This window comes from Paenibacillus pabuli NBRC 13638, assembly GCF_001514495.1.
GTDB classification, from domain to species: domain Bacteria; phylum Bacillota; class Bacilli; order Paenibacillales; family Paenibacillaceae; genus Paenibacillus; species Paenibacillus pabuli.
In genome coordinates this window covers 420,202-445,866 of the sequence record NZ_BCNM01000001.1, presented here as the reverse complement: position 1 = coordinate 445,866, position 25,665 = coordinate 420,202, and the positions used below count along the sequence as shown (strand labels likewise).

15 protein-coding genes are annotated in these 25,665 nt (G+C 46.9%); 2 read left to right on the top strand and 13 right to left on the bottom strand.

All coding sequences use genetic code 11. The features are described 5' to 3' along the window. Positions 1-25: 25 nt before the first annotated feature. The 4 genes from PPA03S_RS01550 to PPA03S_RS01535 form a co-directional block, all read right to left on the bottom strand. A complete protein-coding gene (locus PPA03S_RS01550; protein ID WP_062319116.1) occupies positions 26-1,663 on the bottom strand; it encodes a type 2 periplasmic-binding domain-containing protein in 1,638 nt (545 codons plus the stop codon). 76 nt (positions 1,664-1,739) lie between these two features. After that, positions 1,740-2,636 carry a carbohydrate ABC transporter permease gene (locus PPA03S_RS01545; protein WP_062319114.1) on the bottom strand — a complete coding sequence of 299 codons (897 nt, stop codon included), beginning with the start codon at positions 2,634-2,636 and terminating at the stop codon, positions 1,740-1,742. Between the two features lies 1 nt (position 2,637). Continuing rightward, a complete protein-coding gene (locus PPA03S_RS01540) occupies positions 2,638-3,531 on the bottom strand; it encodes an ABC transporter permease (RefSeq protein ID WP_062319113.1) in 894 nt (297 codons plus the stop codon). 109 nt (positions 3,532-3,640) lie between these two features. Further along, entirely contained in the window at positions 3,641-6,106 is a 2,466-nt protein-coding gene (locus PPA03S_RS01535) for a beta-mannosidase (RefSeq protein ID WP_062319111.1), read from the bottom strand. 126 nt (positions 6,107-6,232) lie between these two features. Between PPA03S_RS01535 and PPA03S_RS01530 the strand changes: the two genes are divergently transcribed. Then, positions 6,233-7,087 carry a helix-turn-helix domain-containing protein gene (locus tag PPA03S_RS01530; RefSeq protein ID WP_062319109.1) on the top strand — a complete coding sequence of 285 codons (855 nt, stop codon included), beginning with the start codon at positions 6,233-6,235 and terminating at the stop codon, positions 7,085-7,087. A gap of 89 nt (positions 7,088-7,176) precedes the next feature. Here PPA03S_RS01530 and PPA03S_RS01525 read toward each other — a convergent pair whose 3' ends face one another. From PPA03S_RS01525 to PPA03S_RS01485, 9 genes are all read right to left on the bottom strand, one after another. Next, the gene (locus PPA03S_RS01525; protein WP_068963906.1) at positions 7,177-8,505 is read right to left on the bottom strand and encodes a family 43 glycosylhydrolase; all 1,329 of its coding nucleotides are present in this window, start codon (positions 8,503-8,505) and stop codon (positions 7,177-7,179) included. 51 nt (positions 8,506-8,556) lie between these two features. Continuing rightward, positions 8,557-10,236, bottom strand: coding sequence for a carbohydrate-binding protein (locus PPA03S_RS01520; RefSeq protein WP_245683484.1), 1,680 nt, complete (start codon positions 10,234-10,236; stop codon positions 8,557-8,559). Between the two features lie 30 nt (positions 10,237-10,266). After that, on the bottom strand, positions 10,267-11,124 hold the full coding sequence (locus tag PPA03S_RS01515) for an NAD-dependent epimerase/dehydratase family protein (protein ID WP_062319107.1): 858 nt from the start codon (positions 11,122-11,124) through the stop codon (positions 10,267-10,269). 34 nt (positions 11,125-11,158) lie between these two features. After that, on the bottom strand, positions 11,159-12,382 hold the full coding sequence (locus PPA03S_RS01510; RefSeq protein ID WP_062319104.1) for an enolase C-terminal domain-like protein: 1,224 nt from the start codon (positions 12,380-12,382) through the stop codon (positions 11,159-11,161). Between the two features lie 45 nt (positions 12,383-12,427). Then, entirely contained in the window at positions 12,428-17,989 is a 5,562-nt protein-coding gene (locus tag PPA03S_RS01505; RefSeq protein ID WP_167665962.1) for a glycosyl hydrolase family 28-related protein, read from the bottom strand. Between the two features lie 123 nt (positions 17,990-18,112). Then, positions 18,113-20,872 carry an alpha-mannosidase gene (locus PPA03S_RS01500; RefSeq protein WP_062319100.1) on the bottom strand — a complete coding sequence of 920 codons (2,760 nt, stop codon included), beginning with the start codon at positions 20,870-20,872 and terminating at the stop codon, positions 18,113-18,115. Positions 20,873-20,912: 40 nt separating this feature from the next. Then, positions 20,913-21,731, bottom strand: coding sequence for a carbohydrate ABC transporter permease (locus tag PPA03S_RS01495; protein ID WP_062319098.1), 819 nt, complete (start codon positions 21,729-21,731; stop codon positions 20,913-20,915). 12 nt (positions 21,732-21,743) lie between these two features. Further along, the gene (locus PPA03S_RS01490; RefSeq protein ID WP_062319096.1) at positions 21,744-22,637 is read right to left on the bottom strand and encodes a carbohydrate ABC transporter permease; all 894 of its coding nucleotides are present in this window, start codon (positions 22,635-22,637) and stop codon (positions 21,744-21,746) included. A 71-nt stretch (positions 22,638-22,708) separates the two neighbouring features. Continuing rightward, a complete protein-coding gene (locus PPA03S_RS01485) occupies positions 22,709-24,088 on the bottom strand; it encodes an ABC transporter substrate-binding protein (RefSeq protein WP_062319094.1) in 1,380 nt (459 codons plus the stop codon). A gap of 424 nt (positions 24,089-24,512) precedes the next feature. Between PPA03S_RS01485 and PPA03S_RS01480 the strand changes: the two genes are divergently transcribed. Then, a complete protein-coding gene (locus tag PPA03S_RS01480) occupies positions 24,513-25,607 on the top strand; it encodes a GntR family transcriptional regulator (RefSeq protein WP_217998907.1) in 1,095 nt (364 codons plus the stop codon). Positions 25,608-25,665 lie beyond the last annotated feature (58 nt).

Sequence of the window (25,665 nt, the reverse complement as noted above, 5' to 3'; positions counted from 1 at the left end):
GGAATTGCATCGTTAACGCTAGATGCTAAGAATCGCTCTTGTCTTGAAGCTCCTCATGCCATTCCTGTTTGAGCTCACTCCAATGTGCTCGCTTTTCCAGTGCAGCCTGGAAATCACTCCATGCCTGTTCAAATTGTGAGTCATCCTTAGCCATAATGAGCTTGGCTTTATACTCTTTTCGCACATTATCAAGTTCAGGCAAATATTTCTCCCATAAGCCACCCGGTTTGGCCTTCACCATATCGTAGTATTCAGCAACCCTGGTCCCACCCATTTTGCCAATCTTTTCGGTGAATTCGATCGTTTTGAATCTTCCCTTCGGATCAGTAACGCCATAATTCCACCATGGATACCATTCATTACTATAGGAAGAAGCCGCGTAAAGCTCTGGCGTCGTGCTTGCCTTCTTCGCTTGATCTCCAGAGTCATGCAAAGCTTTATATTTCTCATCCATATATACCCATTTTCCTAATGGTTTATCCACCCAATCCCAGAACACTCCTGGCGGACCTTCATTCACGACCTGCTGCTGTTCGGGATTAGGCTGTAGTGTGTAATCGAAGAAAGCAAGAATGGAATCGAGATTTTTTGTATTTTTATTAATAAATACGTCATTAGCAGGATAAGGATTGATAATTTGATTAGCGCCAATCTCACTCACGCCATCCACTTTCGGATAGGGAATGACATCATAGTACCATGCCGGATCGGTTGGTCCGTCGAGAACCTCCCATAACTGGGCGTCCATATTAAAGAACCCACCTGCATTCAAGGCTACACGTCCGGATTTGTTTTTCTCTTTGTATCGCTCCTTCTTGTCTGTGATCGCTTCGTGATCCAGAAGCCCTTCCCGGAACATGTTGTTCATCCATTGGTAAGCCGCTTTATATTGCGGATTGTCATAGATAAACTGATAGTCATTACCTTGCTTCTCTACTGGAATGACGCCGCCAGCTGTGCTGACCGTAACGCCAAATGTACTCAGGATGACATTTTCATCGCTTGCGTCAGAGAGAAAACTAAGAGGAATCAAAGGTTTCCCGTTTTCATCCTTCTGCTTAGCCGCCAATCTCAGATACTTCTCTATACCGTCCAACGATTTCAGACCATCCATCGTCATGCCGGTTTTCTCCAGCACATCTGTACGGACAAACCAGCCGTAGGAAGCCCAACCAGGCCAAGGATCATCGGGTTCTTGATCAAACCATGTCGGAATGGAATAGATATGTCCGTCCGAAGCTTTCATTTGATCCAGATAGATTTTCGGAATGGAGGCCAGCCCAGGATATTTATCCGGCATATCAAAGTATTGCTCCAGCGGAAGAACGCTGCCCGAACGCATCATCGCAGTGGTCACGACATCACTACGTGAGAACAAGGCGGCATCATCAAATCCACCGGTATTCAATTTCAGGTTCAGCTCTGTCATTACATCGCCCTGCGTAGCCTCCAGCCGAACGTCTATGCCCGGTTCTTTTTCTTTCCAATACATTTGGACCATACTTTGGTTATTAATTGTTGCGTTCCACCCTAGCCATAGCTTAAAAGAATCTGCAGAACTGCTGCCACTCTCCGTGCTGCTTGAGCATGCCGTTATCCCAAACATCAGTAGAGCCAAGGATAATAGCGCCAGCTTTCTTCCCTTTTGTTGACGTAAACTCATCACATGCGTCCCCCTCGGTTATTTTGAAATTGTATAGGATTAGAAAACCCATTCTGTTACTTCATTTTTCATTGGGTTATCCTTTTACTGAGCCGATAAGCACACCTTTTACAAAATACTTTTGCAGGAATGGGTACACACACAAGATCGGAAGCGCGCTTACCATGACTGTCGCCATTTTGATGGACATGAGTGTAACGTTAGAGAGCATGGTGCCCCGGGCAAGCGCTTCCTGATTATTGTTGGATCCGAGGACAGTCGAAATATCCTGGGCAGACAGCAGTTGTTGCAAAAACGTTTGAACCGGAATCAGACTCTGATCTGAAACATAAAATGCGCCAGAAAACCAGTCATTCCAGTGCCCCACTGCAGTAAAAAGACCAATGGCTGCAAGCATAGGTTTCGAAAGTGGCATAATAATGACGAAGAGAATGCGGACAGGATTGGCGCCATCGATTTCAGCCGATTCGATCAGTGCTTCCGGAATCCCCTGGATGAATTTCATCATCACAAACATATTCCACGCCGAGAAAGCGGACGGAATGATATACACCCAGAATGAGTTTAATAATGACAAGTGATTAAGCTGGATATACAAAGGGATTAATCCGCCACTAAACAGCATCGTAATCAGCACGTACCCCAGGAGGGATTTCCTGAAAGGAAGCTGCCGATAGGACAAGCCATAAGCCGCCAGAAGAGTGATAAGTAAGCCGACAAAAGTGCCTACGATCGTACGGGATATCGTAATTAAGTAGGCATGTTGAATAACCGAATTCCCAAGCACAACCTCATAATTGTACAAAGTAAACTCCCTAGGCCACAGATAGACACCGCCCTTTGCCGCATCGCTGCCAACGTTTAAGGAGACGGCGAGCATATACGTGAAGGGATAGATTACCGAGATACAGAGAAGTGCCAATAGAAACACAATGATTGTCTGCCCCACCCGTTCCCTCATAGAAGATCTCATATTACCAAAGCCCCTCTCCGTTGAACTTTCGCGCCATCTGATTGGTGCACAGCACCAACACCAGACTGATGACCGAAGAAAGGAGTCCGACTGCAGTGGCCATTCCAAAATAACCTTGCTGCAAACCGTTGCGTAGAATATAAGTGTCGAGCACATCCGCGACTGGCTGATTGGCCGGATTCATCAAAGGATAGATTTGATCCATGCCTACTGCAATCAGTCCAGGCATACTGAGAATCAACACGATGGAGATGGTCGGCATTATACCCGGCAGGGTAATGTTGCGAATTTGTGCGAGCCGTCCTGCCCCTTCCACCCTTGCGGCTTCATAGAGCTGCGGGTCAATCGTTGTAATTGCCGCCAGATACAAGATCGTATTCCAACCTACCTCCTTCCATAGACCGCTCACTACGATCATGGGCCGGAACCACTCCGTAGATCCCAAGAAAAAGACAGAATCTCCACCCAGCTTCTCAATCAGCTGATTAACCAATCCGCCGTCCAACGTCAGCAGGGATTGCAGAATATAAGCCACCACGATCCATGAAAAGAAATGCGGAAGATAACTAACGGATTGGACAAACCGCTTGTATTTGTTGTTTTTCACCTCATTGATGAGCAATGCCAAAATAATAGGAGCTGGAAATCCAAACACAAACTTGAGAATCGCGATGTAAATCGTGTTCTTCACCACAATCCAGAACTGTTCATCTTGCAAGAATGAGAAGTTTTCCAAACCGACCCATTCACTACTCCACATCGTGCTGCCGATGTGAAAATCCTTGAATGCCACCTGGATGCCCACCATCGGAATGTAGCTGAAGAGAAGAAGCAGTATCGCACCAGGTAGAATCATTACATATTGCCAACGGTATTTTGCCAGTCGTTCAATCATTTAACCACCTCTGCCATCAGTATAGAGATCAATTGAAAGCGGTAACATATAACAACGATCGGATTTCTATCGATTGGATTGGCAATATCAGAAAAGGCGAAGTAACAACTTATAAATCAAATACGCTGCGTACGATTAGCTGTGATTGCAGTTCTTCAAGGGATGCCGGTTTGTTGAGATCATCTTTCTTCAGAGAAATGGTCTTTCTTTCACCTGCTGACAAGTCAAAATAATTGTTACTGAAAATACCGTCTAATTCACTGAAATCCAGTTCCACAAAACGTGCAAAGGCTTTCGAATCAACCGTAATAACAAAACGATCCTCTTCTTCTGTCATCGTGGTCTCAATTGCGGGATCAATAAAACCAAAATGCTTTGGCTTCACAAATAACACTGTACCTTCGCTGACAACTTCACCATCCACCACAAAGGAAAACTGTAAATACGTATTTCGTTTCTTAGCAGTTGTATCGAGCATCTCAGTGAAATCAAGCTGTTCGAATAATGAGGTTGATAACGCTTTCAAATCGATTGCTTTTGAAGAAGCCACGATTTCATTGGATTGCGAATCCTTGAGCCTCCATTTCAATTCTCCTTTTACAGCACTCCTACTCTCATTCGATACGTGAAGTTCTACCTTCGAACCATCTTCCCGAGCCGATACAAGAACAGGCGCGAAAAAGCGTTTGGCTGCATATTGCAGTGCTTTCCAGCGACCAAAGTAATCGATACTGGACCAGGAAGCAACAGGCCAGCAATCATTCAACTGCCAGTACAGTGCTCCCATACAGCGTCCACGATGTCTGCGCCAGTGTTCTACCCCACATGAGATTCCTTCAGCCTGAATGAGCTGTGAAGCGTATAACAGGGAACTGAAATCTTTTGGCAAGCGATACGTCTCCCCGATGTAATACAGAATTTTCTCATTGCCCGTACCATTCTTCTGATGAGATTCCATGACCGGAGAGAAGATATTGCGGTCTTCCGGCAACGTAAACGTCTCTATGGTCTTGTGATTCGGAAAGGATTGCAACCCGAATTCGGACATGTAGCGCGGGAACAATGTGCGGAATTCAGTAAAAGGTTTCTTGCCATGCCATACATCCCAATAATGCATGTCCCCATAATTTTCATCGTTCGGATTGTCAAAGCTGCCTTTGGACGAAGGTGAGGCTACCCAGTAGAACGTGTTCGGATCATATTCCTTCGCAATAGCCGGAAGGAGTACCTCGTATTGTTTAATATAGTCCGCTTGTAACTGTAAGGATGTCTTCTTGGCCCAGTCCCATTCGACCCAAGCCATCTCCTGCTCATTGTTGCCACACCAGATTCCTAACGATGCATGGTGGCGCAAACGCTTCATGTTGTCTATCGTTTCTTTTGTAATCGATTGCTTGAATTCCTCCGTCAATTCATATACACCACAGGCGTACATCAAGTCCTGCCATACAATCAAACCGTATTCATCGCATAAATCATAGAAATAATTTTCGGGATAATGTCCGCCACCCCAGACACGAATCGTGTTGAAATGGGCTTGCGCACAGCTCTTGATCAATCGTTCTGTCCGAGCTGGATTACAACGCGGCAAGATGTTATCTTCCGGAATATAGTCAGCACCCATTGAGAAAAAGGATACACCGTTCACTTCGAATTCAAAGGACTCGCCCCACTGATCTTTCTCTTGCTTAACGGTTAATGTGCGCAGTCCAATACGCTTATCATCACGATCCAGCTCCACACCTTGTTCCATGAGCACAACGCTCAGCTGATACAACGGCTGTTTTCCCAGGCCATTCGGCCACCATAACTCGGGCTGGTCCACTTCGATCCAGATATGGTGATCCCCATCGTTCATGACAGTTGTGCATCCTTTCAACGTCTCTCCAGAAGGAGTAACTAATGTGACCGTGATCTCCCGCACTTCTTCGACCCAACCGGATGTCCTCACGCGAACATCTAGGATCACTTTGTCCTCGTTATGCAGCTGAGTGATGTAGACATCATCCAAACGGGCATGATCGTAGCACTGAATGGAGATATTCCGCCAGATCCCCAAATCAGGCAATTGTGGCCCCCAATCCCAACCGAACATGGAGTGTGCTTTGCGCAAATGGGAGATTCCTTCCACTGCATCACTGCAGTTAATCAACGGACGTTCGGCTTGTTTACGCAGTACATATTCCAGTGGCGAACGCAGAATGATGTGTATGGTATTTTCACCTTGTTTAATATGGGAAGTAATATCGATTTCATAAATACTGTGCATATTGCTTACGTTCGCGATATTTGTTCCATTCAGAACCAGTTCGCCAATTGTATCCAACCCTTCACATAACAGGATGATCCGATCATGCCTGAGATCCGCTTCGTTCACTTCAAATGAGTGTTTGTATTCATAATCATAATGACACAGATCAAGTGCCGCCTGCTCTTGCTCACGGTAGTAAGGGTCTTCCATTTGTCCAGCCTTTAGCAAGTCATGAAAGACCGAGCCGGGAACCGTTGCCGGAAGCCATTCAGCATGGTCCACTCGCTTCATTTGCCACGCGCCGTTTAGATCGATAAGCAACATTTGTGATACCTCCTGATGTCTTTGTAATATAATTCATTCTATCAAGAGGCTGGCATACTTTCTTATGTTGTGTTCACGGAATTCATGTGCTATTTTGACATTAACAACGAAGGAGGAGTTCGAGCCTTGATCAAATACACAGCATCAACTCACATCCATCCCGACCTGCTCGTAGATCCATTCTGGGTCGATTCCTTATCCAAAGTATCACCCGAGCACACTCATGACTTTTACGAATTTTTCATTCTGAGTGAAGGGCAGTGCCAACATATCGTCAATGGGAAGACCCAGCATTTAAGACCAGGTTGCCTTGTCTTTATTCGACCGCATGATATTCACCGCTACGAGTCAGAAGGCGCTCAGGACTGCCGTTTCCTGAATAGTCCATGCCGGTCCGATGTAATAGAAGAAGCATTTGCTTATTTGAATGAGCTGAAGTATGCACAAGGACTATTGCAGGCCCCTGTTCCCCAGATCGCCATGCTGTCTCAGTTAGAAATGACAGAGATGATTCGAAGCTTTGAACGGATTATGATGCTCTCCACCGTTGATAAGAAGAAAGCTCGCGTATATGCAAAAGGTCTGATTATTCAGATCTTGACGCAGCATTTCTTTGCGTTGGAAACTATGGAGGAACCCATTCTCCCGCTGTGGTTAGAGTATGCGATCTCCAAAATGCAGCTGAAAGAGAACATGAATCGCGGTCTTCATGCCCTCTATGAATTGTCAGGTCGTAGCGTTGGTCATGTGAACCGCGCCTTTCGTCAATATCTGAATCAGACACCAACAGAATATATCAATCAGCTTCGGCTAAATGTGGCCAAAAACTTGCTGCTCACCACGGAGTTGCGCGTGCTTGAGATCGCTCTGGAAGCTGGATTTGAGAACGTCAGTCACTTCTACCACCAGTTCAAAAAATTTTATAATCAAGCTCCGCTAGATTTCCGCAAAAACGCAACAATGAATCGCTCGCTACGATAAATAATGGATAAAATAGTACTGCGACCAAAGTGCAAAAAACCTCAGGAGAGTACTCCTGAGGTTTAGACAGCTATCATGCTCCTGAAGGATTAGTCCAAGAGCGGGGTAATAGACAGGCATAGAAGATTGATTTCACCATGTCCACCCGAAATTTTGATTGTGTTGGCGTTGCCAGGCTCCAAAGGAACGGTGATATTTGTGATCCCGCCGAATTCCTGCAGACCACCAGTGGACAGCGCATTCAGCAAGGAATAGTCCTCGTCATTGATCGTCAGATGCAATTTGGCCAATCGTTCGCCAGTCGCATAATGAAGCTCAACCGATGCTCTACCGCCTTCGCCTCCATCTATATTTTTAAACAAGGCATACGCTTCTGAGGATTGAAGATTCCCAATCACAGTTTGACCGGATTGCAATTTCCTGATTTCAGCTCCTCCAAAAACCTCACTGGCTGCACCCGCATAAACCTTCCGCTGCTGGACAGGAACTGGGGCTGGACCGACGGAGGACACACCTTCCCTTGTCTGAACCACAGGCCTGATGGAACCATCTTCATCGAACTCCAGATAGTCGATACATACGCTGCGCAGCGTACCTTCACCAGAGATCGCTTGATTGTGATAAAAAAGATACCATTGCCCTTTGAATTCCACTACAGAGCCATGGGTCGTGGAACAGCCGGTCGGCTCCAGGAAAATGTCTCGGTACGTCCATGGGCCAAGCGGATTCTCGCTTGTTGCGTATCTCATACGGTTGTTGTTTTCCAAATTATCCGCATAGGTAAGGTAATACAGATTGTTTCTTTTGAATACCCAGGCTGCTTCGTGAAAATCCTCGAGCCCTTGCATTTCTGTCATGCCGTTTTCCAGAGACATCATATCTTCATTGAGCTTGCCTCCCAGACAAACACTGCCGCCACCGTAATAGATATAAGCGCTGTTGTCATCGTCTACAAGTACACACGGGTCAATCAGTGCAAACCCGCCAAGCCCCTCGATATATCCTTGATCCGTAAAGCCATGCGCGGGGTAGCGACTGGTCGCAACCCCGATCTTCCAGGAATCATTCCAGTTCGAATCGCTCGGATGCGGATAATAGAAGTAATAGGTTCCATTCTTGTACGCACAGTCAGGCGCCCACATGAAACCTCCCTCCGGTCTGCCCCAGGAAACGTCGTCTGAACGGAGTATTTCCCCTTCGTCCAACCAGTGAACCATATCCTCTGAGGAAAAAACATGATATCTGTCCATGAGATCGCAGCCTCTGGCTGGGTCCATATCATGAGACGCGTAAATGTAAACTTTGCCGTCATCCCATACATGGGCCGAAGGATCTGCTGTATATATAGATGTGATTGCTGGATTAAGGGATGTAGTCTTCTGGCGTATGGTTTCAAAGTCAATATCATTAGTAGTCATATTAATCCTCCTGAACGTATACGAACTTGTTAAAATCACGCCCTTTGGGCTCTATTGATGACTCGTTGGATGGTTTGCCGTCACTGCAATCTGGTTTTTGAACATGCGATTGATATCCCCTGCAAGTCGGAGATAAAAGTCCGAAGATACGGCAACACCGTCGGCATCCAGCGTCAGAAAATATTGATTGGTCGGAATCATGGAGCTGTTCTCTGCCGCCTTAGCAACGGCAGTACCTTCATCGTATTCGTCAAACATCGCAATATATCCGGTATTGATACCTATACTCTTCAGATTGTAGGCCTGCCTCCACATGAAGTCACCATGCAAACGCGGAATTTCGTTTCTTGGGCCACCGGTCATATTGGACCAAGCGAACCCCGGCCAGATCACTGGCTGATAATCAGTTCCATTCTGCTGGGTGAAGGCCAGGTCAGGCTGAAGTTGATTAGTTTTGAAATTGTCTGCTTGCTGAATATTACCGAAGCGGCCAACAGACCAAGGGGAGATCATATCCAATGATTTGTAAACGTTCATAAAGTCGGATCGGGAGTCGTTGTTACCCGTTCTCCAATACGTAGGCACACCGCCGATGACATAGATTCCCTGATTTTTGAACCAACCGATCAAATCGGCCGCCTCTGCTGCAGTACCCGGACGATCCGTGAAGCCAATGCCCCAGATACAGACAACCATCTTGCCTTTCTGCTTCGCATAGGCAGAAGATGATGGGAGGTGCATGCTGTTCACGACATTGGTCGTCCAGTCATGCTTGACTGCCTGTACCCAGTTGCTCGCATTCATTCCCGTAATGTCATACATGACATAGAACTTGCGATTATAGGATTCCGCAGCGTTCTTAACCTTGACGGCTACGCTGTCCCGGTTGCTTTTCCAGTTGTTCGGTGTGTCACTCTCATCTGCGCCGAACCGTTGCAATGCTGCGCCGTCGATATTGTAGGTCTGCATCCACTCAAAATGTTTGTTGACCGTCTCCTGATCATATGAAGAGAACAATTTGGCAGGAGAACCATTACCGAGGTTCGCCAGACTTGTCTGATACAGCTTGGAATATTCGCGAAGGTCTGGATACAACTCGAAATTCACGTTACCATTTGCTGATGGCGCACTGCTATTTTTGGACCAGTGCACCCAACCCCCGTTCGGTGAACCGTCTCCGGCTGCGTTGAACCAGCCTTGATATCCGGCATACAGTTTGCCTACGACATCGCCTTCGCTGCCTGCGGCGGAAGCACTGAACTTGAACCAGAGCAGGTTGAACAAATTTCCGGTTCCGCCAGTGAATTTAAGGTAGACCGTGTGTACACCAGTGGCACCACTGATCGCCCCGGACTTCGTTTGCCAGGATTGCCACCCGCCCGTACCCGGAACAGCAACCGTTCCCGCGAGTGTTCCATTAAGGCTATCCAGACGAACCTCAATGGAACCGCCACTGTTGTTGCTAGCCACTCTAACGTCGATTGAATTGGCACCGCTGCCAAAATCCACATTGTTGAATACGATGTAATCGCCGTTGTCGATGAATGCGACATTTTGCCCGCCCTCGCTGGAACTTTCCAGCTGGACTCCGGATTGACTGTTATAACTGGAAGCTTGCGTTTGATTAAACGCGGAAGCGGCCGATACGATGGACGGAGAAATAGACAAACACAATGCAAGAATCAATAATGCTGCACTTGCAAAAGCCAATACCCTCTTGTTTTTTTGCATGAAATTTAGCATAGTATCCCCCTATTCAATTTAGTTGCGTGTAAGCTGCTCCTGTTCTTCATCCGTCCACGAATGCTTCGGACCCCAGGATAGAAGCTCTTTTACCATTCCATTACTGACCATGGCTTCTCGATTAGTGAAAGTTGTCCGTAGATCTTTTACATTAGGATAAAAGGTGGCGAGCAATTCTGTCGATTGGCGATCACTTAACGTATCGTTAGCAGTAACATTAACGTGAACAGCCCCATCATAATCGGCGTGCAGAGCAGCCAAACAAGCATCCACGGCATCCCTGATATCAATGTAACTCCACAATATGTGCTTGAACGTTTCCGCCTTCGCAATAGCCAGATGTCTGTACTCTCCCGGTCCCACAATCATTGAAAAACGGAGGGAAATTACCTGCATTCCGCTTCTCCGATGAAACATCTCGGCAGTGACCTCATTAACGATCTTGGACAGGCCATAACATTCCTGCGGCTGTTGCGGATGCTGTTCATCCACCGGGAAATAATTGGGAGCGAAGGGTTTGTTGGCCCAGGCAAATCCGTAGGATGATTCACTGGAGCCCATAACCACCTTTGGTATACCGAGCAAAGAGGCTGCTTCCAGTACATGGTACCCAGAAAGTGTATTATTAGCGAAAATGTACGTGTGAGGGTAGTGAAGCGGCGCAGGAATCGCGGCCAGATGGATGATCGTATCCACTCCGGCAAGCGCTCCCACGACTTGACCATAATCGTTCAAATCAACAATAATCTGTCTGCAACGGACCCGGTCAGACAGGTGTTTATCCAGCGATACGACATCATGACCCTGTAATTGCAGCTTCTCAATGACCTGTGAACCCAGCTTTCCGCCTCCGCCTGTAACTGCAATCGTCTTCATTCCTATATCTCTCCTGTCTGTTCTGGTCACTTCGTTAGGGTCGCACCATTGTCCCATCCGCTTTGCGGTCCATAGGATATGGCCGATGGTAGTGTTTGCGATCCCACGAGTCTTCAAGAAGTGATTTGGCCTTCAATTCATCCAGTTCAATGCCCAGCCCTGGTTTGTTCGAAGGATATAGATATCCGCCTTCTCTAACGATATGTCCCGGGAAAGCCTCCAGCTCATGGGGTTTAAAATGATTGATTTCCTGGATACCAAAGTTCCACAGGGCCATATCCAGATGGACAGCAGCTGCCTGGTTAACAGGATCATTCTCCCCACCCTCCTGCCAGGCTGTTCGTACTCCGTAGGCTTCGCCCAGCGCAGCGATCTTGCGGCAAGCACTGATTCCGCCTGCTTTCGATACCCGAACTCTGATAAAATCGATCAACTTCTCTTGAATCAGACCGGTCCACTCCTGCGGATTAACAAATAATTCTCCCACTGCCTGCGGCGTAGCGCTCTGTTGACGAAGCTGTCGATACCATCCGATCTGTTCCGGAGCAAGTGCATCTTCCAGAAAGAAAAGATGATAAGGCTCAAGCCGCTTCGACAGCTGAATGGCATGAATTGGGGATAAATGCTCATGCACATCGTGGGTAAACTGAATCCCGTTACCAAATTCCAGCCGCAGCTTCTCGAACATGTCAGGGATCGCATGCAGATACGCATGTTCATCGAATATAGGACCGCTGCTCCAGGGCTCGCGCGGCAAATTCGCGTCCTTGCCGCTGACAAATCCCCCGCCACCGTAACCTCCCATCTGCACTCGAATGACTGTGTATCCTTCTTCCATAAAACGAGATACATCTTCTTTCAGCTCGCTGATATCAGCACCTCCGGCATGGCCGTAACAGGGAACTGCCGCACGGCAGGCCCCTCCCAACAATTGATATACCGGAAGATTTGCTTCCTTGCCCTTGATATCCCACAGAGCCATGTCAATGCCACCAATGGCGGTCTGAAGAATTGCGCCGTTTCTCCAATATCCGCTCATATGCATGAGATGCCACAAATCTTCAATTCGGGATGCATCCCTTCCCATGAGTAATGGTGCCAGCAGTTGTTCGATGACCTGTACCACCGCTTCTGGATTATAAAGATCGGAAGCGGACCCCAGTCCGTAAAGACCATCCTGATCCGTCGAAATCTTCACAATCGTCCAGCTTCCGTCATGCCTTGTGCGTATGCATTCTATCCGTGTAATGTTAGCCATATGTTCCCTCTCCGCATATGCTCCATTTCGCTCCTACCGGAAGATTTAAGGCAAACGGTTGTATAAGCGATACAGCAACACAGCTGTCTCAGCACGAGTCAATGTATCTTCCGGATGGAAGCTGCCATTGCTTCCTTCCATAATGGTTGATCTGGTTAACGAGTCAATCGCATCGCGGGCATATGCCTTAATCAAATGATTATCTTTATAACCTTTCAGACCGGATTCGCCTTCAGGAAGAGGACGAGGCTGCATCCCAATAACTTGCATAGCTCGGTAGATCATAACTGCTGCTTCTTCCCGGGTAATTGGAGACGCTGGCGAGAATCGATCAGCGCCTGCCCCTTGAATGATGCCCAGCGTTCTTGCAGTATTTACGGACTGTTCGTAATAAACTTGCTCAGGTACATCCGCGAAGGGTTCCACCTTGGTTCCCTGATCAGGTTGTAATTCTAGGGCATTGGTAAGCAGGGTTACGAAATCCGCTCGGCGGATCATGGATTGAGGCTGATATTCTGCCTTTGACATTCCACGAATAACCCCTTTGGACACTAGAACTTCGATGGCATGGCGGGCCCATGATAGCTGTCGGATATCCTGGAATGTTCGATTATTGTGAGTAATTGCGTAAACTCCGCCTTGCCGTGTTTTGAAAACCAATTGTTCTGATTCTTTATGAAACTTCCCATTCGGAACGGAGGTCATTTGACCGTCATCCGTTATACGTTGTACTGCGAGTTTTTCCGTGTCCAGAAGTTCAGTTACATTAGGCTGATAAGGTAAACTTACTGTGATTGACGTAATGGAATTTTGCCATGCAACGGATTTGCCATCCGATATGACAGATAATGAGATCGCAGGCCGTTCTCCGAAGTCTGATTTCATCTCGGCACTCCAATGGCTTCGGTCAGCCTTGCTTAATATCAAGGTGATACTCTCTCCAAGCGTTCCTTGGGTATTAGCCAACAAATTGCTCGGAACCAGCAGCACTCCCCATCCTGTTCGAATCTCCAGCCAGTGGGTAGATGGTGTTTCCTGCAAAAAGCTCGATGGAAGTGTCAAAGCGTATCCCTCAGCTCCATCCACGGACTCGATGTCCACAATCAGCTTCTTTTTCCCGTCCTGATCAGGGGCGATGCGGTTAAATGCATCCTCCATCATCTTGTTGGTGAGCTCCGCTGTTGCCAATGCAGCAGCTTTATCCAGCTTGGGCTGAACCTGCATTGTAGCACCAGGAGCGGCGGGCGTTGCTTCATTCTTCCCTCCAGTCGTAGAGCCCCCTCCAGCACTTGGCTGCGAACCAGAACCCGAGCCTGGCTGTGGATTGGGTCCCCCGGGATTCGGATTGGAACCTGATGTAAGAGCAGCGAGTCTCACGAGTAATGAGGACTTCAACGTGCCGCCCGGCAGCAGATTGACGAAGTTGGTTGCTGTATCTATAGAGGTAACATCTTTCTTTTGCTCCGCAGTACGAACATTCGCCTCAGCCGATTGCTCCAACAATGTCACATAATCACCCGTGAGCAGGTACAGATTCCCAAATAATCGCGCATCTTTACTTGTCCCGATCCCTCCATTAAACTCCATAAAGCCTGATCGCCCTTGCCCATCGTTTTCATTGACAAGCAATGCAAAGCCGATAGGTTTGCCAGGTTGGAATGAATATCCTTCCTGATGAAGTGCTGCAAAAGGCAGCGTAATTTGATAATGAGTAATATGGGTCGTCTCGTCCCGGGTAATGTTTGCTGAAGCGGATTCCAATAATCCTGTAGCAACCCCTTCTGGAGCTCGCCATCTCCATTTCGTGATGACACCTTCCTGATTCAGTGCAAAACCAAGCTCATTCACCTGTTTGCTGGCCGCACCATCCTCTTTGCCAAGGTCAATACCGAGCTGTAAACTGTCTCCTTGCCATATATCGCCATTGGTATTGGATTGATGGTGAATATCGTCCTTGACGTCCACCTTGAGAACCAAATTTTCTGCATCCCAACTTGCTTTAGCTTGAATGCTGAGGTCATTCGGACCTCCCCAGCTACCACCGACACTGTTGTAATGCTCCGGACTGGAAACCTCAATGAATGGCAGCGTTCCAACAGCATCTTTTTGTGCCGCATAGGATTGTGACAGCTTGACTGAAGTCTCATAACGGAATCCGTTTTCAAGCGTTACTCTGAATTTGAGCAAATCACTTGATATATAGGGAAGCGCCACATCCATGCTTTTTCCAATGCCCAGCTCCTCAAATCGCACTGGCTTAAACATCGCATGATACACACTCGGCTCAATCAGTTCGATCTGCCCTTTAAGCAAAGCCGCACCTGCAACATTAGTCAGAGTCAACGTGCTTCCCGGTTCACCTGGTCTGGATGGATCATACCCAAGCTGGTTCAGTTTGAGTGCCAATGGAAACAGATTAGTACCCGTCACTTTTCCAGGAGATGCCTCATTTTCAATCTGAAAACCGCCATTAAACAGGTTGTTGGATATCACCATCTTCTCTAAGCCTGGACCTGCAACCACATGATTGGTACGAGGCTGTTGAAAATAGGAATTGTAGAGGGTAATATCACCACCGATTGCATTAATGCCGATTTCACCAACGTTCGTGAAGTTTCCTTGCTGTATGCGGATATCTCCTCCGTGAATATCAAACGACCTTGTTGTATCTCCCCACATGGACGTATTGAAGAACACCGCTTTGGAACCAAAGTCTGGCCCAACCTCCACATACACCTTGTCTGTTGTACTCATGGAAACAAGCTCTGTATTGATAAACGAAAGGCCTGCTGTACCCGCATGTTGCAATACCGCACCCTTTTTACTGCCATCCGTGCCATGACCAATAACGACGGCTTCGGGCCCTCTTCCATTCTGTTCTTCAAAATGAATACCGTACTTTGAACCGTATACAAATGTATTGAAAATAACCTGGTTGGTGACATCCCCAATACGGAAGGCATCCAGATTCTCTTTTTGATAATTCCAAATTTGATTAAATTCTTCATCATTCGATGGATGATTCGGATAATTGTTTCGACCATAATAATGCGGGTTGAACTGCACATTCCGCATGTATCCTCCGTCTGACCCGCCACCAAGATATATGCCTTCCTTGAGCGGTGATCCCGCTACATAATCGATATAATGACCACTTGTATCATGGGTGCCGAAGTCGACAGCCTGATAGGGATTAACCAAGGTTGTATCGATCAGGTATACGTTTTCCCCTTGACCTTGCACAGTCCAGGCATAAGGCTTCACCGGATGGGCATCAGACCATGTTTGTTGGTCGTAATAGACGGATAATCCGCGTAACCCCGCTGCTTGCTTCAACTGAATGAAGGCATCGGCATCCGGGTCGTTTTCTCCATAGTTCGTAAAAATAACCGTTCCATTCCCGATCGTATGATGAGGTACATCATAATTGCCCCTCAGTTCTACGGCAGTCGGGATCACCAAAGCTTGCTCAACGCGGTATATGCCAGCTGGCATATAGACCGTTCCTCCACCTGCCGCCTCGGCATCATTCAATGCCTGTTGAATGGCTTGGGATGAATCCGTATTCCCTGTGTTATCAGCCAAATAGGGCTGGCTCACTACGTTAAACAATTCGCGAGTACCCGGCTTGGGCTGCACAGCAATATCCACTGAAGGAACATTAGGGATGGTTTCCAACACCAAATCTTCTTCCTGATGGATGTTCAGTTCCGCCGAGTTACTTTCATTGTTCACTGCAAGGTTGCCTTCGTGTCCGGAATGGATGGCATTGATTGTTGCCACATCTCCCTGTAGAAGCAGGTGCCGATCCGGCTTGGCGAAGGTAGAACTGCCCAGTATAAGCGAACCACTTTTGGCAACTATGGCATAATCTCCGCTTCCTTCACCCCAATTCTCGAAAGAGCTACTCTCAAAGGACAACGTTCCACGCCCTTCATTCACAACCGCATGTTTGGGCTCTCCGCCCACCGTTACGCTGTTAAACTGGGCAATGGAGTGAAAGCCTTCCGTTGCATAAATGGCAACAGGATTCGGACCAGCACTCGCTTCGAATTGACTGTCTGTCACCAGCAATCCATAATCATTGACGCCTTCAATCTTCAGCGCTACGTTGCAGTCGTCAATCTGGATCTTGTACAGCTGCGCATTGGCTGTTTCAAGGCTTCCTGTTCTTATCGTGATTCGTATCCCTGTCTTATAACCCGAGATATGAATATTCGACATATACTCCCAATCCGAGCGCCCCATGACGATACCTTCTGACTGCTGTATCATATATTCACGCAGTTGAGACCGATCAGGTGCTCCTGGCAAACCAGAGTTCGCCCATACATCCGGGGACAGATGAAGCTCTTCCAGTCTCCCAATGTCTGTTGTGAAATCCAGAAAGATACCGGTTTTCAGTGTAGTGCCGTATACATCCTTCACGTAATGAAGTTCGTTCCATTCCGGGCCAATCTTAATCCCCTGGTACGCATTGACGAGTGTTACATTTTTCACCGTTGCACTGTCACCTGGAAGCTGTTCCATCGTCCATGGATAAGCCACCGGATTATTTATAATCTGTTCGGGATACCAGATAGACAAATGTGTTACCCCACTGGAAGGCTCCATCTTGATGAAGCTGTTCCCGTTAGCTTGACCTTTGCCGCCGTATACAGCAAGGATCGTACCTTTGACTAACCCGCCATGCTCGTCGGGATTCCCCCAATCGCCGCGAAGCGTAACACCTGTTGGAATAACCAGCTCTCCGGTTAATTTATAGGTTCCAGATGGTACGAACACAACTCCGCCACCTTGATTTCCGGCTATTGCCAGCGCTTCTTTGAATGCTTGAGTATCGTCTGAGATCCCGTCCCCTATTGCTCCATAATCGGTTACACTCCGATCTGCAATGACGATATCTGATGTAGGGAATTCCGTATCATAGACCTTGGTCTGAGTACCCGCTTGCTGCTGAGGTTGCTTATGGACGGTTACTTTCGCTAGATGAAGTTCCGGATTGTTGGCTGGTGCCCCTGCGCCGCTAACCCCGATTCGGAAATCCGCATCATGAGTACGGTTACCGAAATTGGCATCGCTGAGCTTGAAGGTATGTGTCTTCCAGGTTCCCGTATTTTCATACCGGAACAAAGGAGCATCCTTGAAATTGGATTGCTTCGAATCGTATTGCAGAGACATCGCTCCACTATGGCTATCGTAATATTCAACAGTGACGAATACGTCCTGATCGGTATTTTCAAACAAATATTCATCCGCAACATTGAAGTAAAAATACAGGATGTTATCGGCCGGATTTGTTGGATTCACCGTCTGGTTGGTTTTCCAATACCCCTTGTCTTCAAGCGTCCCCACTTGAAGACCTGCTGGAGGTCCATCGCCAGGACGAGCAGTTATGCCCTGCTGAACAGGCGTTTCCCCCAGCGTAATACTTACCGAATCAGATGACACATCATTTAGATGAACGTCTCCCTGTTCGGTACTATCTTCCCTCTCGGCTGCCGCGTGCGTGGTTGCTGGTGTGATATATAGCCCTGAACATAACATGACAATCGTCAACAGCATTGAAATGGTACACCTGGCTCCTAACCATAATCGTTTATTCACAATCTTACCTCCCATTAACTTGATCATGTAATCAAGCTGCACGAAAACAGGGTTGTCGTATGTGGAACATGATGCATCCGTTTTCAATCCGCAGCAGTGGAGAGAACTCCAAGACTGAATTGTTTATATTAAACGTGTTGTGGGTTGAATCCCGATCGTCTGAATTTTTGCTGGTCCCACATTCAAAACATAACTTCCCTCATCCGCTACCTTCATGGCTTCACCTTGATCTTCAACAATTGTACTTTTGTACACTTCCTTAGCCTCAAACGAAGGCGTTACTTTCATTGAAGTCGTCTCCGATGATACATTGAACACCCTGAACAGCATGTCATCATTTGCCTCGCCCCGTTTAAGCGCACTAAAAGCGAGATGATCACCCTCCCATTGCAAAAACTCGTGGTTAGCGGGTAACGTACCACCATGTACCCCTGTCTGTTGAACGGTCCAGGGAACCGGGAACTGATATGCCTGCACATAAGCATTGGATTGAATTACATCCAAATCATGTGAGATGAGCTTCATTTCCAGAATATGCTGTCCGAGACATTGGGCCTCAGGTGTTGCAAACACTCCCCAATCCCCAAGCTCGCGAACCCCACGCAGCAGTGTAACAGCAATGGTGTTCTGATTAGCCAACACTTCATATTCATTAAGACCTTTATTCGCTATGGTCAGCCCTTCACGACCATTGCTTATACTGACAAATGCATTTTGATGCTGCGAATTGCAGGGATTTTTCCACTCCGCTTCCGGCTGTATCGGACGCTGCGCCAGTTCGTAAATAGAGTCAACGGTAACATGACTTGCTTCGAGTCCGGTTTGGAACAACATGCGAATACGATGATCCTGAACCGTGTTATCGATATAGCTTTTAATGCCAACCGAACGACCCGTTTTTTCAAGGCTCAGCTCTGTACGAATGCTCACCTCCCTTGTTTCATCAAGCCGCCGTGATTTCCGGTACCGAAATGGGACCATGGAGCGGATCTCTTCATCCAGCAGTTCATCTGCGCCGATCGGAAGCTTCCAATTATGCACGATCTCATAAACGGCTTTCAGCGGTGTATGATGCACCAGCTTAATCTGGGCAGGCAGCCCCTCCGAAGTCAACGTAGCTTCCTGATCCGGTTGTCTGTACATATACTCATTTCCGATATCTCCTGTATCCTCATAAATGCCCAGGCCTGTATAATTGCGACCGTTTACTTTATCCAACATGGTAAACGATCCATCCTCCGCAATTTCGATACGCAGATAATCGTTCTCCATCACTTGCTCTTCTACAACAAGTTCAGTGGTAGTCCGTTCGCTATGCTCACACTCTCCAGAAATACTTTTAGGAACTAGGGCAAAAGCATGGTATCCAAAACCCGGGATGTTCTGAACATGAAGCTCCACATCCACTTGATATGCCCAGTAAGGTTGACGGAATCGGTTATCCGGCAGATCATATCCAAATGTCGGTCCAACAGGTGTGATTACGGCTTCCACTTGCTTGCCTTCCGCGTTCATTACAACCCAATCGTTCGGGTCAAAGGCTTCATATTCGCGCTTAAATTCCTGATACTTTTCATGCGGAGGCTGGTGGTCAAAGTACCGTCGCTCAACATCCATCCTAGTTACAATCACATTGGATCGACGATGTCCCGACGTGTTAAACACTACAAAAGGCAACGCAGAATCTGCGTCAAAGCCAGATGTATCCACGGAATCGGCTATGGTACGAGCACTCTGAACCGATATGGCTTCAGCTACTTCTTGCGATTTGGCAAATCGGGTCAGCATCTCCCTGTGGACTTCGTCAACACTGCACCCGCAGATACTGTCATGGGGATGATTTTTTAGTAACGTCTTCCAGGCATAAAACAGCTCATGCCGTGGATAAATGCCTGTGGACAGAGAGGCCATGACTGCGAGCGGCTCAGCCACTTTCTCCAGTAACGTCTGGCTTTTTACATTTTGCTGTTTGATATATACCCTTGCTGAAGCAGTATTTACAAGTGTGATCCAGCCATCGGTCCATTGGCTTCGGAGTTCACCGCGAATGACGTCCAAGGATTGTGGTTTCGCTTTTTGCAAAGCCTGAATGTACTCGGGAAAGCTGGAATGACGAAACGTCACATCTGGCATAATCTCGGTAGCCGTCTTTAATGCTTGTGTCAGATCCTTCTGGAGCGGCTGATGATCACATCCGTTCATGAAAAGGAGTTCCGAACTTGAAGCAAACTCTTCTGCTGCAGCCAGCTTTTCGGCCCAGTAAGCTTTCGCCTTCTCCGGTTCCACCGGAATCTCCATGCCGTTGTTGTACCAATTGGCGAACAGGATCGCCAGTACACGAGTACCATCGGGTGACTCCCAATACATCTCCGAGTATTTGGAAGTATGCTCATTGCCAGATTGAATTTCGTTATTGAATCCAACTGGCTTCACTCCACGTCCATATACAGCTACCTCAATGCCCGCCTGGCTAATGAGCTGTGGTGCCTGGCCCATATTACCGAAGGAATCCGGGAAATATCCGATTTTCGCACATCCTCCCATTTGTTCAGAGGCTTGAATACCAATTAACAGATTGCGTGCATTAGCTTCACTGCTGACGAGGAATTCATCTTGAAGGATGTACCATGGACCGACAATTAGCTTGCCCTCTTCAATTAACTTGCGGACCTGGTTGGATCGATGCGGCATGATTTCCAAGTAATCCTCCAGCACAATAAACTGCCCATCCAGATGGAAATTCGTAAATTCCGGATCATTTTCAAACGTCTCGATTAAATCCTCCATAAGCTGAACGAGCAGCATTCGGTGTTTCTCGAAGGATAGATACCACTCCCTGTCCCAGTGAGAATGTGCGACAATATGCGCGGTTTTTGTAGTCATTCATTTCATTCCAATCTTGTATGATTTAGTGGTTGTGTGTTTACATTTTGACTGAACCTACCGTCATGCCCTTGACATACATCTTCTGCATGAAAGGGAAGGCAAGCAGGATTGGAATGACCGTAATCAAAGCCCCTGCCATGAGTTCATTCCATTTCTTGAATGAAGATGAATCCAGATACATGAGTCCCATCGGTAACGTAAACATATCCCGGCTATCCACGATGATCATCGGCCATAAAATATTGTTCCAGCTTCCGATAAAGTTCAGAATGGCAATGGTTCCGATAGCTGGTAACGCCAATGGCAGATAAATTCTGTAGTAGATTTTGAAATTGTTGCATCCATCCAGGACGGCGCTCTCGTATAACTCATGTGAGATTGTGCGGAAGTAACTGGTGAATAGGAAAATGGCGAAGGGTGCAGCTCCGTTAATCATGGGCAGGATCATGCCAATATACGTGTTTTGCAACCCCAGATTGGTCATGTTGATATAAAGTGGAATCAATGTGGTTACACCTGGAACGAGCAGCAATGCAATAAACGTGTAGTAGATGAATTTTTTGCCCCGATAAACAAATTTGGCAAACGAATAGGCCATCATGGTATAGATGAGAATGACGCCTATAATCACGACTGCACTTACGATCACGCTGTTTATAAAAAACTGATAGAAATTCAATTTGTTCCATACGTCACCAAATGTGGACCACAAGGGTGCAGCTTGTGGAAACGGACTCTGTGGATTGGCTAGCGCATCCTGTGATGTCTTCAACGAAGTGCCGATCATCCAGACAAAAGGATACAGGCAGGTCAATCCGTACAAGATTAGAATGATATGCTTAATATATTTGACCATGTGCTCCTCCTTTTAGATGTCTGCCTTGAATGAGCGAATACTGAATATGGCAATGGCACCTGTAATCAGAAATGATACCCATCCGATAGCGCTGGCCAGACCATAATCATTGTTTAGAAAAGCTGTACGGTACACGAGCGTACCAATAACCTCCGAACTGCCAGCCGGTCCGCCGCCTGTCATGATGAACACATTCTCAAAGGCCTGAAAGGCTCCGTTCACCATCTGAATGACGGCAATAAGCGTGATTGGCTTCAGTAACGGCCAGGTAATTTTCAATATCATAGTTGTTTTCTTGGCACCATCCACACTTGCTGCTTCATACAGTGTCGGATCAATGGAAGTCAGACCAGCGTAATACAGAATCAGCGTTCCAGGCAGACCTCCCCATATTGATGTCAAAATAATACCGAGTAAAGAAGTAGACGAACTCCCCAGCATTCCACCAGGTACAGCAAGGAAATCCAAGCCCATCCATAGGAAGAGTGAGTTGAATGCTCCACTAGGTTCAAACAAGCCTTTCCATACATAAAAGATAGCTACGCCAGATGCGATCATCGGCAGAAAATAAATCGTCCGGTACCACGTTGCTGCCTTCGTATTTTGCAGCACAAAAGCCAGCACAAGTGCGATTGGAACGACGACCACAACCTGTGAAACGGCAATAATCAGATTGTGTAGAACGGCATTATAGAAATTTCGGGTTACAATCGGATCATCACCGAGCAGGAAGTGACGGAAATTCGCCAGACCTTCAAACCTTGCGGTGGAAAAATCGATCCCGGACCAGTTATAAAAGCTGAGCATGATCGAGAATCCGACCGAATACACACCGATGGCAAGAAACAAAAGCACGCCAGGCAGTAAAAAGAGATACGGCATCCACTTATTTCGACTTTTTATCATGATCAATCACCTTTTGCTCTCAATTTGGCAATCGACAGCCCCTTACGGGGCTTGCCGATTGCTTATGTGTTCTAGTTCCCGCTCGCTTTCAGACTTTCCATGGTGTCGTCGAACTTCTTGGCGACTTGTTCAGCAGTCATCTTTTTCTCGATCATGGATTGCATGGACTGGGCATACACTTCCCACTCTTTGTGCTTGCCACGATACGTATTGATTGCTGGTGAAGCTTGACTGTAGGGACCAGGCTCGGCAGCGAATGCATCTGAAATCGATTTTAGGTTCGGATCCAGATCATTTGCACGATCTCCCAGATTCAGCGCAGGTACTGTATACGCCGCATTAGCAAAAGCGACAGCTGCATCCGGATCACCGGTCAGGAATTTAATGAAATCGAGCGCTTCAGCCTTGTTCTGCGAATCCTTATTCACTGACAACATTGTTAACGTGAATGGATCAGTCGTCCAGCCGTTAATTTTCGACCCTTCAAGCGGTGGTACCGGGAAGGTGAAAATATCTTCAGGACTCATTCCCATAGCCAGTAGCGTAGACATCGTGAAGGAACCACCGAGATCGAAAGCGGCCTTGCCAGCAGCAAACGCCTGGTCTGCTCCGTCAATATCCGTTGATAAAATTCCCGGCATCAGCAGATCTTTGTTTGCCAATGTCTCCATCGCTTTCACTACCGGGAGATTTGAAGGATCGCTTAGTTTGGACTTTCTTTCGAGCAGATCAATATAACCCTGAGGTTCGTTCAGCATGATGGACAGTGCCGAACCGGCCCAGTTTTCCCACAGATCAGGCAGCTTTGCACCAAATACAAGCCCAGGCGTACCTGTTTTCTCTTTGACAGTCTCCATCATGGTGACGAACTCTTCCCACGTTTTGGGCGCTTCCGCTGTCAGCCCTGCTTCTTCGATCAGTTTCTTGTTACCATAGAAAGTAAAGAATCCTCCGATATCAAGCGGCAGTCCGTAGAACTGTCCAGTCTTCAGTGACTTTTGAATTGTGGTGGCATTCTTGTCTTCTTTCCAGGAGTCAACCTGACTCTGTGTAACGATGATCGGGTCCATCGCAGCACTGTAGTAGCTGTTCAACAGATCATCACCCACTTCACCAGACAGCTCGAGTACCGAGTTCTCGATGGAATCCCCTGCCGTTGCCCACCAATTTACGATATCCGGCAAATTTTTGGAGTTGGCTGCTGCCTGGAATTTTTGGCGATAGGTATCATCTGGTGTAAAGGTCTCGAGTTTGACTTTGATTCCTGTTTTCTCTTCATACAACTTCGCGGCTGCTTCAATTCCTGGCGTGTAAGCAACCTTCCACGTCCACATCGTCAGCTCTTTACTCGCTTTTGGTTCCGTTCCCCCGGACTGCGCATCACCGCAAGCGCTTACAATGAGTGAGAAAACAGTTAACAAAGTAACGATCATGCCTGCTCTTTTTTTCATCCCGCAACCACCCTTATCTTTAATTTTGGTTCGTTTCTGGCTTAATGAAATCCCCGACAACAAATTGGTGTTAAAAACTGCTGCACCCCCTTTTTCAATGAAGGAACTCTTGAGAAAAAATTTATAACATGGATAAGAATGCGAAGCTCGTTGGAAACGCTTTATCCAGCAAACTTTAAACACAATATAAACAACATACTTTTACTTGTAAATGTTTATTTTTAGATACAACTTAATAAAGTGTATTCTTAATAAATTGTTTATTTATAAGGTTTTTTTATCATATTTGTTCGTAATTTTAAACTTCTTGTCTTACTCACTTGTTATTGATTTTTAGCACTTGTATATGTTGTATTAATATAATATATTAAGAATGAACTAATAGTGAATGGAGATAAATGCGATGGTGAGAACCTTCAAGCCAATGTACAAGAAAATCGAGACATATATCATTGACCAGATTCGAAGCGGGAATTGGAAACCGGGCAGCCGAATCCCTTCCGAAAATGAACTCGCTGAACAATTCAGTGTGAGCCGTATTACGGTAAAAAATGCCCTTACCGCTCTAGTTGATAAAGGAGTAGTCTACCGACTTCAAGGCAAAGGAACCTTTGTTAACGATCACAGTCCCGAGGAAATTCATAACATCACTTCAGCGGTAATAGAGCAGCTCACAGCACCAACAATCGGGTTTCTTCTCCCCCGTCTCGACAATCGATTCACCGCTAATCTGCTGAGCGGAATTGAGGATACTCTTTCGGAGAATGGCTATCAGTTGTTATTTGCCAAAACGAATGACTCACAGGAGACGGAGATTCTTAAAATTCAGGAAATGAAACAGGCAGGTGTTAGAGGACTAATTATCTATCCCGTTGAGGGTGAGCACTATAACAATGAGATTCTTGCGCTTACGCTAAATCGCTTCCCCCTTGTCCTTCTGGACCGCAATCTAAAAGGGGTGGAGACCAACTCCATCAGCTCGGACAACCATGAGGCAGCCATTCAGGCGGTTAAGCATCTTCATGAGCTTGGGCACAGTCGAATTGGCTTTATTTCCACTCTGGCTGAGGGTACATCAAGTATTGAGGACAGATTGCACGGGTATGAGAAAGCCTTGGAGGACCGTCATATTCTGATTGATCGCAGTATACAGATGACACGTCTGGCCATGAGTGACAGCAATGAAGAGGTTATCACGATGATTAAGAAGTTTTTAAAGGCAAATCCGCAGATGACGGCCCTTCTGTCCTCCAATTTCAGCCCTCATGTTATTCAAGCGGCGATGCAGATGGGGATCTCTGTACCGGAAGATTTATCCGTCGTGTTCTTCGATGATGTGGAATTTCCGGAGTTCTGTATCATTCCGCCCACGGCTGTGGTCCAGCAGGAACTTGAACTCGGGCGAGAAGCGGGCAGAGTCATCCTGAAACAAGTGGAGAATCCAAGCAGCGAGTACCTTCAGGTTAAGTTACCTACGATGCTTATTCCCAGACAGTCAACAGCAAAGGCGAAACCATAGATACCTTACTTGGTGTTTAACAGGATGCCTTTACTGAAAACGTTTATAGTGGCATTGA

Bases quoted from the DNA above. Each gene is read 5' to 3' on its own strand.
- PPA03S_RS01525 (WP_068963906.1), bottom strand. From the start codon at position 8,505: ATGACTACTAATGATATTGACTTTGAAACCATACGCCAGAAGACTACA.
- PPA03S_RS01495 (WP_062319098.1), bottom strand. From the start codon at position 21,731: ATGGTCAAATATATTAAGCATATCATTCTAATCTTGTACGGATTGACC.
- PPA03S_RS01510 (WP_062319104.1), bottom strand. From the start codon at position 12,382: ATGGCTAACATTACACGGATAGAATGCATACGCACAAGGCATGACGGA.
- PPA03S_RS01485 (WP_062319094.1), bottom strand. From the start codon at position 24,088: ATGAAAAAAAGAGCAGGCATGATCGTTACTTTGTTAACTGTTTTCTCA.
- PPA03S_RS01535 (WP_062319111.1), bottom strand. From the start codon at position 6,106: ATGTTGCTTATCGATCTAAACGGCGCGTGGCAAATGAAGCGAGTGGAC.
- PPA03S_RS01545 (WP_062319114.1), bottom strand. From the start codon at position 2,636: ATGAGATCTTCTATGAGGGAACGGGTGGGGCAGACAATCATTGTGTTT.
- PPA03S_RS01490 (WP_062319096.1), bottom strand. From the start codon at position 22,637: ATGATAAAAAGTCGAAATAAGTGGATGCCGTATCTCTTTTTACTGCCT.
- PPA03S_RS01520 (WP_245683484.1), bottom strand. From the start codon at position 10,236: ATGCAAAAAAACAAGAGGGTATTGGCTTTTGCAAGTGCAGCATTATTG.
- PPA03S_RS01515 (WP_062319107.1), bottom strand. From the start codon at position 11,124: ATGAAGACGATTGCAGTTACAGGCGGAGGCGGAAAGCTGGGTTCACAG.
- PPA03S_RS01500 (WP_062319100.1), bottom strand. From the start codon at position 20,872: ATGACTACAAAAACCGCGCATATTGTCGCACATTCTCACTGGGACAGG.
- PPA03S_RS01480 (WP_217998907.1), top strand. From the start codon at position 24,513: ATGTACAAGAAAATCGAGACATATATCATTGACCAGATTCGAAGCGGG.
- PPA03S_RS01550 (WP_062319116.1), bottom strand. From the start codon at position 1,663: ATGAGTTTACGTCAACAAAAGGGAAGAAAGCTGGCGCTATTATCCTTG.
- PPA03S_RS01540 (WP_062319113.1), bottom strand. From the start codon at position 3,531: ATGATTGAACGACTGGCAAAATACCGTTGGCAATATGTAATGATTCTA.